This window comes from Propioniciclava soli (genome assembly GCF_014858005.1).
Taxonomy (GTDB): domain Bacteria; phylum Actinomycetota; class Actinomycetes; order Propionibacteriales; family Propionibacteriaceae; genus Propioniciclava; species Propioniciclava soli.
The window spans coordinates 282809-297621 of record NZ_JACYOT010000006.1; the positions used below are offsets into that span (position 1 = coordinate 282809).

The 14813-nt window shown below is 72.4% G+C and carries 13 protein-coding genes; 4 read left to right on the top strand and 9 right to left on the bottom strand.

Features of this window, described 5'->3' with window-relative positions; all coding sequences use genetic code 11:
• Positions 1–262 precede the first annotated feature (262 nt).
• The 7 genes from IFY26_RS08340 to IFY26_RS08370 form a co-directional block, all read right to left on the bottom strand.
• Positions 263–2119 carry an ABC-F family ATP-binding cassette domain-containing protein gene (locus IFY26_RS08340; RefSeq protein ID WP_232548528.1) on the bottom strand — a complete coding sequence of 619 codons (1857 nt, stop codon included), beginning with the start codon at positions 2117–2119 and terminating at the stop codon, positions 263–265.
• Complete coding sequence (locus IFY26_RS08345; RefSeq protein ID WP_232548529.1) at positions 2120–2881, bottom strand: DUF4191 domain-containing protein; 762 nt, start codon at positions 2879–2881, stop codon at positions 2120–2122. It lies immediately after the preceding gene.
• Between the two features lie 75 nt (positions 2882–2956).
• Positions 2957–3877: a lipoyl synthase gene (gene lipA / locus IFY26_RS08350; RefSeq protein WP_232548530.1), complete on the bottom strand. Its 921-nt coding sequence runs from the start codon at positions 3875–3877 to the stop codon at positions 2957–2959.
• Entirely contained in the window at positions 3874–6123 is a 2250-nt protein-coding gene (locus IFY26_RS08355) for a 6-phosphofructokinase (protein WP_332836168.1), read from the bottom strand. The genes lipA and IFY26_RS08355 overlap by 4 nt, the downstream gene beginning before the upstream one ends.
• A 48-nt stretch (positions 6124–6171) precedes the next feature.
• Complete coding sequence (gene lipB, locus IFY26_RS08360) at positions 6172–6909, bottom strand: lipoyl(octanoyl) transferase LipB (RefSeq protein WP_416046562.1); 738 nt, start codon at positions 6907–6909, stop codon at positions 6172–6174.
• On the bottom strand, positions 6906–8750 hold the full coding sequence (gene sucB / locus IFY26_RS08365) for a 2-oxoglutarate dehydrogenase, E2 component, dihydrolipoamide succinyltransferase (protein WP_232548531.1): 1845 nt from the start codon (positions 8748–8750) through the stop codon (positions 6906–6908). Before sucB ends, lipB begins: the two co-directional genes overlap by 4 nt.
• 125 nt (positions 8751–8875) lie before the next feature.
• Positions 8876–10372: a leucyl aminopeptidase gene (locus tag IFY26_RS08370; RefSeq protein WP_232548532.1), complete on the bottom strand. Its 1497-nt coding sequence runs from the start codon at positions 10370–10372 to the stop codon at positions 8876–8878.
• A gap of 75 nt (positions 10373–10447) precedes the next feature.
• Between IFY26_RS08370 and gcvT the strand changes: the two genes are divergently transcribed.
• Entirely contained in the window at positions 10448–11542 is a 1095-nt protein-coding gene (gcvT, locus tag IFY26_RS08375; protein ID WP_232548533.1) for a glycine cleavage system aminomethyltransferase GcvT, read from the top strand.
• 166 nt (positions 11543–11708) lie between these two features.
• On the opposite strand, the gene IFY26_RS08380 is transcribed toward gcvT, so the two are convergent.
• On the bottom strand, positions 11709–11903 hold the full coding sequence (locus IFY26_RS08380) for a hypothetical protein (protein ID WP_232548534.1): 195 nt from the start codon (positions 11901–11903) through the stop codon (positions 11709–11711).
• Positions 11903–12493 carry a DUF3043 domain-containing protein gene (locus tag IFY26_RS08385; RefSeq protein WP_232548535.1) on the bottom strand — a complete coding sequence of 197 codons (591 nt, stop codon included), beginning with the start codon at positions 12491–12493 and terminating at the stop codon, positions 11903–11905. Before IFY26_RS08385 ends, IFY26_RS08380 begins: the two co-directional genes overlap by 1 nt.
• A gap of 138 nt (positions 12494–12631) precedes the next feature.
• Here IFY26_RS08385 and IFY26_RS08390 point away from each other — a divergent pair, with 138 nt between their 5' ends.
• Genes IFY26_RS08390 through IFY26_RS08400 form a run of 3 tightly spaced genes read left to right on the top strand, consistent with a single transcriptional unit; the run spans position 12632 to position 14810 of the window.
• A complete protein-coding gene (locus tag IFY26_RS08390; RefSeq protein ID WP_232548536.1) occupies positions 12632–13447 on the top strand; it encodes a PspA/IM30 family protein in 816 nt (271 codons plus the stop codon).
• A gap of 4 nt (positions 13448–13451) precedes the next feature.
• Positions 13452–13778: a PspA-associated protein PspAA gene (pspAA, locus tag IFY26_RS08395; protein ID WP_232548537.1), complete on the top strand. Its 327-nt coding sequence runs from the start codon at positions 13452–13454 to the stop codon at positions 13776–13778.
• Complete coding sequence (locus tag IFY26_RS08400; protein ID WP_232548538.1) at positions 13779–14810, top strand: glycerate kinase; 1032 nt, start codon at positions 13779–13781, stop codon at positions 14808–14810.
• Positions 14811–14813: the final 3 nt, after the last annotated feature.

Here is a 14813-nt window from a genome sequence, read left to right on the forward strand (position 1 = left end):
CCAGGTTCACGTGGCGCAGCCCAGGTCCACGTGGCGCAGCCCAGGTTCACGTGGCGCAGCCCAGGTTCACGTGGCGCAGCTCAGGTTCACGTGGCGCAGCGGGGCTCACCCGGCGGGCTGTCCACGGGCCGCCACGTGAGCCACACGGCGCCACGTGAGCTGCACTGCGCCAAGTGAGATCCCGGTGGGCCAGGTGGCATACGGTGCGCCAAGTGCGACGCCCCCGGTGGGGCGCGCGGGGGGCGTCGTGACCGGTGGTCGCCTACTCGAGCGTCTCAGCGGCCTCGAGCCAGGCCAGCTCGGCCTCGGACTGCTCGTCGGTGAGCTGCTCGAGCTCGGCCTGCAGCGTGGTGAGGCGCGCGTGGTCGGCCGCGTGTTCGGCCATGCGGTGGTGGACCTGCTCGATCGACCGCCCAAGCTTGGTCAGTCGCGACTCCAGCCGGGCCAGCTCCTTCTTCGCCGCGCGCTCCTGCGCCGCGCTGAGCCCGGACGCCGCCGCTGCCGGCGTGGCCGCCGAGCTGGACGCCGCGCCGCCCGTGGAGCGGGCCGAGGCGGACGTCTTGGCCGGCGCCGCCGCCCGGCGACCCGCGAGGTACTCCTCGACGCCACCGGGCAGCATCACGACGCGGCCGTCGTCCAGGATCGCGTGGGTGACGTCGCACACCCGCTCGAGGAAGTACCGGTCGTGGCTGACGGCGACCAGCGTGCCGGGCCAGGTGTCCAGGTGGTCCTCGACGACGGTGAGGGTGTCGATGTCGAGATCATTGGTGGGCTCGTCGAGCAGCAGGACGTTGGGCTCGGCGATGAGCAGGCGCAGGAAGGCCAGCCGCCGCCGCTCCCCGCCGGAGAGCTCCCCGATGCGGGTGACGAGGCGGTCGCCGGTGAAGCCGAAGTCCTCCAACAGCTGGGTGGCGGTGACGTCGCGTCCGGTCTCCAACCGGGTGGCGTTCGCGAGCCTGGTGACGGAGTCGAGCACCCGGTCGCGCGGGTCGAGCTCCACGACGGCCTGGCTGAGGTGACCGATCCGCAGCGTCTTGCCCTGCTTCACGCGCCCGGACGTCGGTGCCTGCTCGTGTGCGAGCAGCCGCAGCAGCGTGGACTTGCCCGAGCCGTTCACCCCGACGAGCCCGATCCGGTCCCCGGGCCCGATCGACCAGGTCAGCGGACCGAAGAGCCGCCGGGTGGCGGTGTCCGGCGCGGCGGCGTCCGGCCCCGCGGCGTCCGCCGTGCGGACGGGCACCTCGGCGACCACATCGGTGAGGTCAAAGACGTCCTTGCCCAGCCGGGTCACCGCGAAGCGCTGCAACGCGAGGGAGTCGCGGGGCTCGGGGACGTCGGCGATCAGCGTCGTCGCCGCGTCGATGCGGAACTTGGGCTTGCTCGTCCGCGCCGGCGCGCCGCGGCGCAACCACGCCAGCTCCTTGCGGGCCAGGTTCTGCCGGCGGGACTCGTTGGCCGCCGCCTGCCGCTGCCGTTCGACCCGGGCCAGCACGTAGGCGGCGTACCCGCCGCCGTAGGCGTCCACCGTGGCGTCGTGCACCTCCCAGACGCGGGTGCAGACGGCGTCCAGGAACCAGCGGTCGTGGCTGACGATCGCCATCGCGGTGCCACGGTCGCGAAGTTCGGCCAAATGGGTGGCGAGCCAGCCGACGGCTTCGACGTCGAGGTGGTTGGTGGGCTCGTCGAGGACGACGAGGTCGTGGTGGCCCAGCATCAGCGCCACCAGGGCCACGCGCCGCCGCTCACCGCCGGAGAGGCGTCCGGTGTCGGTGGCCAGGTCGATGCCGGCCAGCAGGTGCTCGACCACGCCGCGGCGGTAGGCGTCCGCCGCCCACACGTGGTCGGGCTCCCCGCCCACGATCACGTCGCGCACGGACGCCCCCGGCGCGAACTCCTCCGCCTGGGCCAGGTGCCCGATGGACGCCGACGAGGCGCGGACCACGGCGCCGGCGTCCGGCTCGAGGGCGCCGACGAGCAGGTTCAGCAGGGTCGACTTGCCGTCGCCGTTGCGGCCGACGACGCCCACCACCTCGCCGGCGGACAGGCCGAGGGAGACGTCGTCGAGCAGGGTGCGGGTGCCGTACGCCAGGCTGACGTGCTCGGCGTTGACGATGTTCAATCAACGGCCTCGCATGGCGCGGTTCATGCCCTTCGGGGTCGGCATGGGGCCCTTCGGGATCGGCATCTGGTTGCGCAGGTGCAGCGCCTTGAGGCGCGACTGCACCTCGGTGACCTGGAACGGGGCCAGCACCTTCGGCATCTTCTCGATGCGCTTCTGCAGGTCGCCGAGCTTCACCTGGTTGGGGGCGTCGCCGATCATGAGGGTGGTGACGGCCGTGCCGTAGCTGACCTGCCCGTGACGCCGCTCCTGCTCGCTCAGCAACTTGCGGGTGCGGCCGGGGGCTCCCTCGCCGATCAGGACGATGCCGCCGGGGCCGAGGACGCGATGCACCAGGTCGAGCTCGCGGGTCGCGGCGATGCCGAGGTCGTAGGAGTAGCGGCGCTTGTTGAGCATCTGCAACGCCACCTCGGCCGAGCCGGGCTGGCCGGCGTACCGGGTGATCATGGCGGTGCGGGCCTTGCGCGTGAGCACCAGCATGGCGCCCAGCAGCGCCGACATGAGGGCCAGCGGCACCCACGCCCACCAGGCCAGGTTGGTCAGCAGCCCGATGGCCGCGATGACGACGATGACGCCCACCGCGACACCCAGCATCCACCACCGCGTCGACGGGTCGATCTCGTTGGTGCGCTTGTACGCCTCGGTGAACTGGCGCCAACGCCCCCAGTCCTTGGGGTCGTCGCTGTTCTTCTTGCGCAGCTTCTCGGCCCGGATCTGTTCCTTCTGCTTCCGGGCGAGTTCCTTCGCCTTCTCGCTCGCCATGGGCTCACCACTCCTGCTCGACTCGGTGGCCCATCCTACCGGTGCTGGGCCCAGGTGTTGACGCCGGCCGCAGGCTCAGCGGCGCGCCTGCAGTGCGGTGCGGTAGAGGCGTCCGGCGCGGTAGGACGAGCGGACGAGCGGCCCGGAGAGGACGCCCGAGAACCCGATCTCCTTCGCCTCGGCCTCCAGCTCGGCGAACTCCTCCGGCGTCACCCACCGGTCGATGGGGTGGTGGAGCGCGGAGGGTCGCAGGTACTGGGTGATGGTGATGAGTTCGGTGCCCGCGTTGTGGATGTCGCGCAGCGCCTGGCTGATCTCCTCGCGGGTCTCGCCCATGCCCAGGATGAGGTTGCTCTTGGTGACCAGACCGAACGCCCGGGCCTTCTGCAGCACCGCGAGGCTGCGGTCGTAGTCGAACGCCGGCCGGATGCGCTTGAAGATGCGCGGCACGGTCTCCAGGTTGTGGGCGAACACCTCGGGACGCGCCTCGAAGACCGTCTGCAGCGGCCCGTCCTCGCCCTTGAAGTCGTCCACCAGCAGCTCTACCCCGGTGCCGGGGTTGAGCTCGCGGATCTGGCGGCACGTCTCGGCGTAGAGCCACGAGGCGCCATCCGGCAGGTCGTCGCGCGCGACGCCGGTGACGGTGGCGTACTTCAGCCCCATCTCGCGCACCGATTCGGCGACCCGACGCGGCTCGTCACGGTCGTAGTCGGTCGGCTTGGCGGTGGCGATCTGGCAGAAGTCGCAGCGGCGCGTGCAGGCGTCCCCGCCGATCAGGAACGTGGCCTCCCGATCCTCCCAGCACTCGAAGATGTTGGGGCAGCCCGCCTCCTGGCACACGGTGTGGAGGTCGGAGTTCTTCACCCGCGACTGCATGTCCCGGTACTCCGGGCCCATCACCGCGCGCGTCTTGATCCACGACGGCTTGCGTTCGATCGGCGTCTCGGCGTTGCGGGCCTCGATGCGGAGCAGACGGCGCGGCTGGGTGTCGGTCACCGTTCCATGGTAGTCGGCCGTGCCCCGCGCCCCGTCAGCGACCCGGGTGCGGACGCGACGCCGGGCGTCCGGGTGAGGTCGTGCAGCACGGGCTTGAGCTCCAGCCACCACTGCTCCAGCGGACGCCGCGCCTGCCAGTCCACCAGCTCGTCGAGGTCGCGGACGTCCCGCATCCCGTCCGGGGTGACGAACACGTGCTGGTCGGCGCCGGACGCGAGCTGCTCGGTCACCCACTGCATCGCCTGGGAGGCGAGCCGGACGCCGTTGATGCGGTCGAACGGCGAGGGCGCCCCGCCCTGCTGGACGTGCCCGAGCACGCTGCCGCGGACGCTGAACTCGCCCCGGCCCTCGGCCTCGAACATCCGGGTGATGAGGTCGGTGGTGTAGAAGGGGGACGCCTCTTCGTTGCGGATCGCGAGGTAGAACGACCGGCCGCTGCGGAACCCCTCGACCATCGCGTCGATGTCGGTCTTCAGGTCGGCGATCGTGATGCCGTCCTCGTGCAGGTAGACCCGCTCGGCGCCGACGGCCACGCCCGTGGTCAGCGTCAGGAAGCCGCAGTGGCGCCCCATCGTCTCCACCACGAACGCACGCTTCGCCGCCGAGGCGGACATCTTGATGAGGTCCACCGACGACACGGCCACGTTCAGCGCCGTGTCCGCCCCCACCGCCATCTGCAGGCCGGGCAGGTTGTTGTCGATCGAGCACGGCACCACGACGATCGGGAGCCGCAGCGCCGGGAACCGCTTGCGTTCCGCATGGATCAGCGTGAGGGCTCGGTAGGCGTTGAAGCCGCCGATGATGATGAGGGCGTCCAACCCGGAGGTCTCGATCGAGCGTGAGAGGGCGTAGAGGTCCTCCTCGGTCGGAATCGTCCGGCGCGTCCCCAGGTTCGCCCCGCCGGATGCCGTCCACCCCTCCACGTCGCCCCAGCCGAGCCGGCGGATGTCGCCGTCGATCAGCCCGGGGAAGCCGCCGTGGACGCCGAACATCTCATGCCCGCGGTCGATCCCCAGCCGGATGACGGCCGCCGCCGTGGCGTTCATGCCCGGCGCCAGGCCACCGCAGTGCAGGACGCCGATCTGGCGGCAGTCCTCGAGCGGTTCGGCGTCCGGCCGCGCCTCCGAGAGCTGGTGAAAAGCCTGCGTCATCTGGACGAACGATCGCCCGCGGGCGGCCATCGCCTCGTCGTAGCGGCCCTCCTCGATGAGGGACGCCACCCGCCGCGTCGCAGCGACCGCCTCCATGAGCGGCATGAACGTGGGCCGGTTGCCGCGCACGGCGACGAGCTGCGGTTCGCGATCGCCGCGCAGCACCTCCCCGACGGCGGCGTGGCCGAGCATGGTCGCCATCCAGCGGTCGTACGCGCTCGGCGTCCCGCCCCGTTGGACGTGGCCGAGGATCGTCACGCGGGCGTCCTCGCCCATCTCGTCGGCCAGCACCGCGCGGACGTCCTCGGGCGTGATCGGGTTGCCCTGCCGGTCCTGCGTCCCCTCGGCGATCACCACGATGGACGTCCGCCGCCCGGCGCGCCGGCTCTGGCGCAGCACGTGGGACATGTGCTGCTTCCAGTCGTCGGCCGGCGGCGACTCGGGGATCAACACGTAGTCGGCCGCCCCCGCGATGGCGCTCATGACCGCCAGGTAGCCGCAGTGCCGGCCCATCACCTCGACCACGAAGGAGCGCTGGTGGCTGGCGGCGGTGCTGCTGATGGCGTCGATGGCCTCGGTGATTCGGTGCAGCGCGGAGTCCGTGCCGATCGTCATGTCGGTGCCGACCATGTCGTTGTCGATCGAGCCGACCAGGCCGGCGATGACGAGTTGCGCGTGCCGCTCGGCCTGCTCGGCGGTGATCTCGCCCGCGTCGGCCAGCTCGGCAACGAAGGCGGGCCACTCCTCGCGCAGCCGGTCGGTGCCGGTGAGGGACCCGTCGCCGCCGATGACGATGATGCGATCGATGCCGTGCGTGATGAGATTCAGCGCCGCCCGCTTGCGCCCGTCGCGCTCGCGGAACGCCGCGCACCGGGCGGTGCCGATGACCGTGCCGCCGCGGGCCAGGACGTTGCCGACGTCGTCCCACTCCAGGCGGCGGATCTGGTCGCCGCCGTCGACGGCGCCCTGCCAGCCCTCGTGGATGCCGAACACCTCGGCACCCGCCTGGATGCCGGCCCGGACGACGGCCCGCACGGCCGCGTTCATGCCCTGGGCGTCGCCCCCCGACGTCAGCACTCCGATCCGGACCGTCACGCGCTTTCCTCCCGTTCGTCGAACCGCTGCCAGCCTAACGAAGCCGGGTTACGCGGGGGTGTCCTCCGTCCAGGCGAAGGACAACTGTTCGCGCAGCAGCGGTTCGAGCTGGCGGGCGACCTCGACCAACGCGGGCGCGGGGCGTCCGAGCTCGTGCTCCAGCGACGTCACGCCGGCGTCGGCGATGCCGCAGGGGATGATGTTGCCGAACGCACCGGTCGCCTCGGCGCGCACGTTGAGCGCGAAGCCGTGCAGCGTCGTCATGCGGGAGACCCGGATGCCGATCGCGCAGATCTTGCGCTCCGGGCGTCCCCCGGAGGGAGCGAGCCAGACGCCGGTGCGGCCCTCGACGCGGCCGGCGGGGACGCCGTGGGCGTCCAGCAGATCGATGACCGCCTGCTCGAGGCGGCGAACGTACTCCAACGGGCCGATCTGGCGGGTCAGCCCGACGATGGGGTAGCCCACGAGCTGGCCCGGGCCGTGGTAGGTGATCTTGCCGCCACGGTCGACGTCGACGACGGGGGTACCGTCGAAGGGACGCTCGGCCGGCAGCGTCCGCCGACCGGCCGTGTACACCGGGTCGTGCTCGACGAACAACACCTGCGGCGGCAGCTCACCGGCCACCACCTGGGCGTGCACGGCGCGCTGCACGTCCCAGGTCGCCATGTACTCCCCCCGGGTGGGCGGGGTGTCGGCCAGCCCCAGGTAGTGGAAGCCGAGCGGGCCGGGCCCGGCCGCACCGGCGTTCACGACGCCGGAGCTGGCCGGCCCGGCCAGGGGCGTCACAGGCCGAACTCGGCGCCGAACGCGCCCTCCTCGAGCCGCGCCTTCACGAAGCTCAGGAAGCGGGCGGCGTCCGCGCCGTCGACCAGGCGGTGGTCGTAGCTCAGCGAGAGGTACATCATGTCGCGGATCGCGATGACCTCGCCGAGCTTCGCATCCTTGATCACCATCGGGCGCTTCACCAGCGCACCCGTGCCGAGGATGCCCGACTGCGGCTGGTTGATGATGGGCGTGTCGAACAGCGTGCCGGCCGAGCCGTAGTTGGTGATGGTGAACGTGCCGCCGCTCAGCTCGTCGGGGCCGATCTTGCCGTCACGGGTCCGCTTCGCGATGTCGCCGATCTTCTTGGCGAGCGCCGTCACGGTGAGGTCGCCGGCATCCTTGATCACCGGCACCATGAGGCCGCGCTCGGTGTCCACCGCGATGCCCATGTGCTCGGCGTCGTGGTAGGTCACCTGGCCGGCCTCGGTGTCCAGCTCCGCGTTCAACATCGCGAACTGCCGCAGGCCCTCGGTCGCCGCCTTCACGATGAACGGAAGGTACGACAGCGAAGCACCCTCGCGCGCCTTGAAGTCGTCCTTGGCGCGCGCCCGGAGCTGGCTGATCGCCGTCAGGTCGACCTCAACGGTCGCCGTCAGCTGGGCCGAGCCCTGGAGCGACTCCATCATGCGCGAGGCGATCACCTTGCGCATGCGGCTGATCTTCTCCGTCGTGCCGCGCTTGCTGTCCGGCTTCGCGTCGGCCTTCGGCGTGGACGGCTGCGGCGCGGCCTGGGGCTGCTCGGCGGCTGCCTCCTGCTTCGGGGCCTCCTGCTTCGGCGCCTCGGCGGCCTTCTTTGCCTCCTCGGCGGCGGCCAGGACGTCCTGCTTGCGGATGCGACCGCCCACGCCGGTGCCCGTCAGCGAGCTGAGGTCCACGTCGTGCTGGGAGGCCAGCTTGCGCACCAGCGGCGTCACGTAACCCACGTCGCTCGAGCCGGCGGCACGCCGCGGTGCGGCCGTCCCGGGGGTGGGGGCCTCGGAGCCCGAACCCTTCGCGGGCGCCTCGTCCTTCGGCTCGGCGGGGGTTCCGGGGGTGTCTGCCGGAGCGGACTCCCCGGAGGACGCGTTCGCCGCATCGGCGGCGGCGCCCTCCTCCTCGGCCACCTCGCCGGCGTCCGGGGCAGGAGCCACGGACTCCTGCTGCGCGCCGGCTTGGTCGGGGTCGCCGATGATGGCGAGGACGGCGCCGCCCTCGGCGGTTTCGTCCTCGTTGACCTTGATCTCAAGGAGGGTGCCGGCGACGGGGGAGGGGATCTCGGTGTCGACCTTGTCGGTGGACACCTCGACGAGGGCTTCGTCGGCCTCGACGGTGTCGCCGACCTCCTTGAGCCAGCGGCTGATGGTGCCCTCGGTCACGGACTCGCCGAGTGCGGGGAGGGTGACGTCGGTGCCGGAGGTGGCCGCGCCGCCGCCGGACGGCTTCGGGGCGGGCTTGGGTGCCTCGGCCTCGTCGTCGGCTTCGGTGGAGGGCTTGCCCTCCTGCGCCAGGGGCGGCTCGTCGTCGGCGGGGGCGTCCGCCTGGCCGCTGTCGTCGGCGGGGGCGTCGGACGAGGTGCCGGCCTGGTCGGGGTCGCCGATGATGGCGAGGACGGCGCCGACCTCGGCGGTTTCGTCCTCGTTGACCTTGATTTCGAGCAGGGTGCCGGCCACGGGGGAGGGGATCTCGGTGTCGACCTTGTCGGTGGACACCTCGACGAGGGCTTCGTCGGCCTCGACGGTGTCGCCGACCTCCTTGAGCCAGCGGCTGATGGTGCCCTCGGTCACGGACTCGCCGAGTGCGGGGAGAGGGACTTCTGTCGACATGGCTGTCAGGCTCCTTCGTCGGTGCTGTCGTCGTGGTTGGCCGATCGGGGGCCAGCCTAGCCGTCCGATCCGACACGCACACCCATCGCGTGGCGAACCGGACGGTGCTCCTCAGCGGAGCGGGATCAACCGCGGGCCAGGTCCCGCGCGAGGCTGACCAGGGTGCGGACGGCGAAGCCCGTGCCGTACTTCGGCGTGTAGTCACGCGGGGCGTTGCCGTTCCAGGCCGGCCCGGCGATGTCGAGGTGCGCCCACGGGCGTCCCTCGCCGGCGAACTCGCGCAGGAACGCGGCCGCCGTGAGTGCGCCGCCGTAGCGGCTCTTGCCGGAGCTCACCAGATCGGCCACATCGCTGGAGAGGTTGTCCTTGATCTCCTCGGGGATCGGCAGGTGCCAGAAGGGCTCCCCGGACGACTCCGCGGCATCGAGCAGCAGATCGGCGGTCGCGTCGTCGGACGCCATCAGCCCGGCGGTCCGCTCGCCGAGGGCGACGAGGCACGCACCGGTCAGGGTCGCGACATCGACGAGCAGGTCGGGGTCATCCTCGCCGGCGCGCACGAGGGCGTCCGCCATGACGATGCGCCCCTCGGCGTCGGAGTTGGCGTTCTCCACGGTCGTGCCGCCGTACATGGTGAGCACGTCGGAGGGACGGTAGGCCGTGCCCGACGGCATGTTCTCCGCCAGGGGCGCCCATGCGGTCACCTTCACCTTCAGCTTCAACTCGGCGATGGCGGCCACGGCCGCGAGCACCGCGGCCGCCCCGCCCATGTCGCACTTCATGGTGTACATGCCGTCGGCGGGCTTGAGGTTGAGGCCACCGGTGTCGAACGTGATGCCCTTGCCCACCAGCGCCAGGTGGGCCTTCGCGCCGCGCGGGTTGTGCGTCGCGCGCACCAGCCGCGGCGGACGGGCCGAACCGCCGCCGACGGCGAGGATGCCGCCGTAGCCACCCCGGGCCAGGGCCTTCTCGTCCAGCACCTCGACGTCGAGCCGCGTGCCCTTGGCCATGTCCCGCACGTCGTCGGCGAACGTCTCGGGGTAGAGGGCGTTGGCGGGGGTGTTCACCCAGTCGCGGGCGCGGCAGACGGCCTTCGCGACGGTCTCACCCTCGGCCACCGCCGCAGCCGCGGCGGGGGCGTCCGACACGATCGTGACCGCGCCGATCGGGCGCGCGGCCTTCGTGGCGGACGCCTTCGCGTAGCTGTAGGCGCCCAGCAGGGCGCCCTCCGTGACGCCGCGGATGACCTCGGGCTCGACGGCCTCGAGGCTCACCGCGACAGAAAGGCTGCGGTCGCCGGCCAAGCGCGCGGCCGCGCGCACGGCGTTGCCGGTGGCCCGACGCACCTGCTCGGGCGTCACGTCAACACCGCCGACACCCACCACGACGACGACGGGCGAGCCGGGCAGCGCCACGACCGTCCCGGGCTTGGGCAGGGCGCCCAGCGTCTGGGCCGCCTCCATCAACGGGCTGCCCGAACGCTTCGACCACGCCTTGTCGACGTCGTCCGGGACGCCGACGAGCACAGAGGAACCCAGGGCCTCGGCCATCCCGACGACGAGGACGTCCGTCGAGGACGGCACGGAGGTGGCGGAGGTGATGGTGGGCAGTTCGGAGACGGGCACGAGGGTTCCTCTCTGGGTGCTGGAGTCTGGGCGCAAAGACTCGTCCCCACCCTATCCCCACGCTACGTTGGGGCCATGGCCGACCTGCTCACCTCGCCCCTGCACGACCGTCACGTCGCCCTCGGGGCGAAGTTCGCCGAGTTCGGCGGGTGGAGCATGCCGCTGCAGTACGCCGGCGTCGTCGCCGAGCACCACGCGGTGCGCCAGGCCGTCGGCGTGTTCGACGTCAGCCACCTCGGCAAGGCCCGCATCAGCGGCCCGGGCGCCCGGGCGTTCGTCAACGCCTGCCTCACCAACGACCTCGACCGCATCGGCCCGGGCCAGGCGCAGTACACGCTGTGCTGCGCGCCCGACGGGGGCGTCGTCGACGACCTGATCGTCTACCTGCGCGCCGACGACGACGTGTTCTGCATCCCCAACGCGGCGAACACGGCCGAGGTCGTCCGGTTGCTGGCCGAGGCCGCGCCGGAGGGCCTCACGGTGGAGAACCAGCACGCCGAGTTCGCCGTCATCGCCGTCCAGGGGCCGTTGTCGGACGACGTGCTGACCGCGCTGGGCGTCGATGCGGAGTTCGACTACATGCAGTTCCGCACCGGCCGCATCGCCGACGCGGAGCTCACCGTCTGCCGCACGGGCTACACCGGCGAGCGTGGGTACGAGCTCGTGTGCCGCAGCGAGGACGCCGGCGCGGTGTGGGACGCGGTGATGGCGGCCGGGGCCGACCTCGGCATCACCCCTTGTGGCCTGGGCGCCCGTGACACCCTGCGCACCGAGATGGGGTACGCCCTGCACGGGCACGAGCTGTCGCCCGAGATCACTCCGGTCATGGCCGGTCTGGTGTGGGCCGTGGGCTGGGACAAGCCGACCTTCTGGGGGGCGGACGCCCTCCGCGCCGAGCGCGCCGCCGGGCCGTCGCGCCGCCTGCGCGCGCTGCAGGCACCGGGCCGGGCCATCCCGCGGCCGGGGATGGACGTGGTGGACGCCGACGGCGCGGTGATCGGCACCGTCACCTCGGGCACCTTCTCGCCGACGCTGACGGTGGGCATCGGCTTGGCCCTGCTCGACCCGCCCTTCAAGCCGGGCAGCGAGGTGGGCGTCGCCGTGCGCAACCGCATCGAGCCGTTCAGCGTCGAGAAGGCGCCCCTGGTCACCCCCCAGGTGCGCGCCTGAGCCCCGCCCCGCTGCGGCCCCGCACGAGCGGCTGCCGACGCGCGGAGGGGCCGTCGAGGAGCATGTGGACCCGAGGAAATGGCGCCATGGCGCCATTTCCTCGGGTCCAAATGCAAATCACCGGCGAGTCACCGGCGAGTCGCCAGCGAGTCGCGGGGCGCGTTGGTCATGCCAAGAGGCTCATGGGGCCGTAGAGGACGTGGTCGTCCTCCATCAGCGTGACGTCGGTGACGCCGGCGTCCACCAGGTCCTCGTACGAACCGGTGAGCCAGGCCTCGGCGTCCGCCCGGGTGGGGAAGCACTGCCCCAGGCCGGTGTCGCGGTCGTCCACCGTCTGCTCGGTCACCCAGCGGAACGACATCAGATCGCCTCGCCCCGCTTGACCCGCGGCGGGGGCTGGCGCCACCGGCGGAACGACAGCTGCCGGTTGAATCCGTACATGAGCAACCCGCGGAAGGAGGTCAGCCCGAGCCGCTCGGACGCCAGCTTCTTGTACTTGCGCCACATCAGCATCGTGTCCAGCACCATGCCGAGGATGTAGCTCCACGAGAAGACCAGGAACACGTTCATCCACTGCACGAACCCCGGCACCAGGGTCAACACCAGCAGCAGCATGAAGATCGGCAGGGCGAACTCGCCGAGGTTCCAGCGCGCGTCCACGTGGTCGCGCATCAGCTGGCGCTCGGGCTGGCTCTCCGTCAGCGTCATGGTCTTCTGTCGGCGCTGGAAGTCCTGCTGCCGCTGCCGCTTGCGGGCCTCCTTGGGCGACAGGCTGGGGTTGAGGCGCTGGCGTCGGGCGGCCTCGGCGTCCCGGCGTGACGGCGTCGGTGCCGACTTCTTGCGCGGGCCGGTGCCCTCCACGACGGGGGCCACCGGCTCCGGCTCGGTGGGCTGGGGCGCTTTTCTCAGGGCCACGATCTTCTTCCTCGGTGCGGTCTCGACGTCCGGCAATGTGCCGGCCAGTCTAGTTCAGGGGCGGGCCGGTTCAGGGACGGGTCGGGGGCTGCGTCGTCGCCGAGGGCTGCCCGGGCCGCGGCCCGGCAGCTAGGCTGGGCGCGTCATCTGCCCACGGAAGGACGCACGCACGACATGGCCGGTCTCTTCACCCGTCTCAAGACCGTCTTCGGCGCGAAGGCCGACAAGGCCCTCGACAAGCTCGAGGACCCGCGCGAGACGCTCGACTACTCCTACCAGCGCCAGCTCGACCTGCTCCAGAAGGTGCGCCGCGGCGTCGCCGACGTGGCCACCAGCCGCAAGCGGGTCGAACTCCAGGCGAACCAGCTCGACGCCGAGATGAAGAAGTTCTCCCTCAGCGCCCAGCGCGCGCTCGAGGCCAACCGTGAGGACCTGGCCCGCGAGGCGCTCACCCGCAAGTCGGGCCTGCAGAGCCAGCTCGACGACCTCATGACGCAGCACGCCCAGCTGCAGGGCGAGGAGGAGAAGCTGGTGCGCGCCAGCACGCGCCTCCAGGCCAAGGTGGACGCCTTCCGCACCCGCAAGGAGACGATCAAGGCAACCTACTCCGCCGCCGAGGCGCAGACGCGCATCAACGAGGCCTTCACCGGCATCGGCGAGGAGATGGGCGACGTCGGCCTGGCAATCCAGCGGGCTGAGGACAAGACGCAGCAGATGCAGGCCCGTGCCGGCGCCATCGACGAGCTGCTCGCCTCCGGAGCCCTCGAGGATCCGACGAGCACGTACAAGGACGACATCACGCGCGAGCTCGACGCGCTGGCGTCCGACGCGACCGTCGAGAACGAGCTCGCCGCGATGAAGGCGTCCATGGGCGCCATCGGCACCGGCGGGGCGCCGCAGTCGGCGCCCCAGCTGCCAGCCGGCGAGCCCGTCGACGCCGAGGTGACCGAGGTCACCGAGGGCGACTCCGCACGCGGGAACCAGGGGTGACGCCATGATCGTGCGCATCCTCGGTGAGGGTCAGTTCCGCCTCGCGGACGCCGACCTCGACCGCATCAACGCCCTCGACGACACCGTTGAGGACGCCGCCCGCGCCGGCGACGCCGCCGGGCTGGCGTCCGCCCTGGCCGGCCTGCTGGGCTCGGTGCGCGAGCAGGGGACGCCCCTGGACGACGACGTGCTCGTCGACTCCGACGTGATCCTGCCCGACGCGGAGGCCACGCCCGAGCAGATCGTGGCCTGGATGGACGAGAACCCCGACTTCGAGGGGCTCTTCCCGGGCGAGACCGCGGGAGGCGCCGGGGCGACCGGGGACCGCTGAGTGCGGGTCCTCATCTGCACGGACTCCATCGGGGCCCTCGCGTCGGCGGACGCGGGGGCCGCGCTCGGTCGGGCCTTCCGCGCGGCCGCCCCGGCCACCCAGGTGGCCGTCGTGCCCCTGGCCTCGGGCGGGGACGCCCTCGGTGCCGCCCTGGGAGTGCTCGGTGACGACGCCGTCGTGGTGCGGGCCCCCGGTGACGCGCACCGGGACATCCACGGCGACATCCACCGGGACGCTGACCGGGACGCCCCGGCGTGGGAGCACCTCGTCCACGCCAGCTCGGCCGGGCTGGGCGAGGCGCTGCTGCGCGCGCTGGCCGACGCCCCGGCGCGCGTGGTGGTCGACCTCACGGCCCTCGTCACCCACGACGGGGGAGCGGGGCTGCTGCACGCCCTGGGCGCGCGTGCCGACGTGGCCCTGGACGCCGGCGCCGCCGGTCTGACCGGGCTGTCCCGCCTGGAGCTGGGACCCGCCCGTGACGCGGTGGGGCCCACCGAACTTGTCGCCGTCGTGGCCGCGGCCGAGCTCGGCGACCTGCTACTCGGGCTGCGAGGCCTCACCGCTCGGCGCGGACACGCGGCCGGCGTCGACCCCGCGGCGCTGCTGGCCACGGACGCCGCCCTCGGTGCGCTCGCGTCCGCGCTCGGCCAGGCGGACGCCCCGGGTCTCGGCGCCGCGGGCGGGTGCGTGCTTGCCCTCGCCGCGCTCGGGGCGGAGGTCACCTCCGGGCCCGCGCTGTGCGCCCAAGTGGCCGGTCTCGAACGCACCGCGGGTCTCGCCGACGTGCTCGTCACCGGGGCCGACACCCTTGACTTCGCCACGCGGGGCGGCGACGTCGTCGCCGAGGTGGCCGCCACGGCCGGTCGCGTCCTGCGGCCCTGCGTGGCGGTGGCCCGCCGCGTCGACGTGTCGGCGCGCGAGCTGCGCACGTTCGGCCTGGAGGTCGCCTACGAGCTCGGCGGCGAGCCCGACCTCGATGCCGACGGCCTCACCGCCCGCGCCGGCGGCGTGGCGTCCAGCTGGACCTGGTAGCGC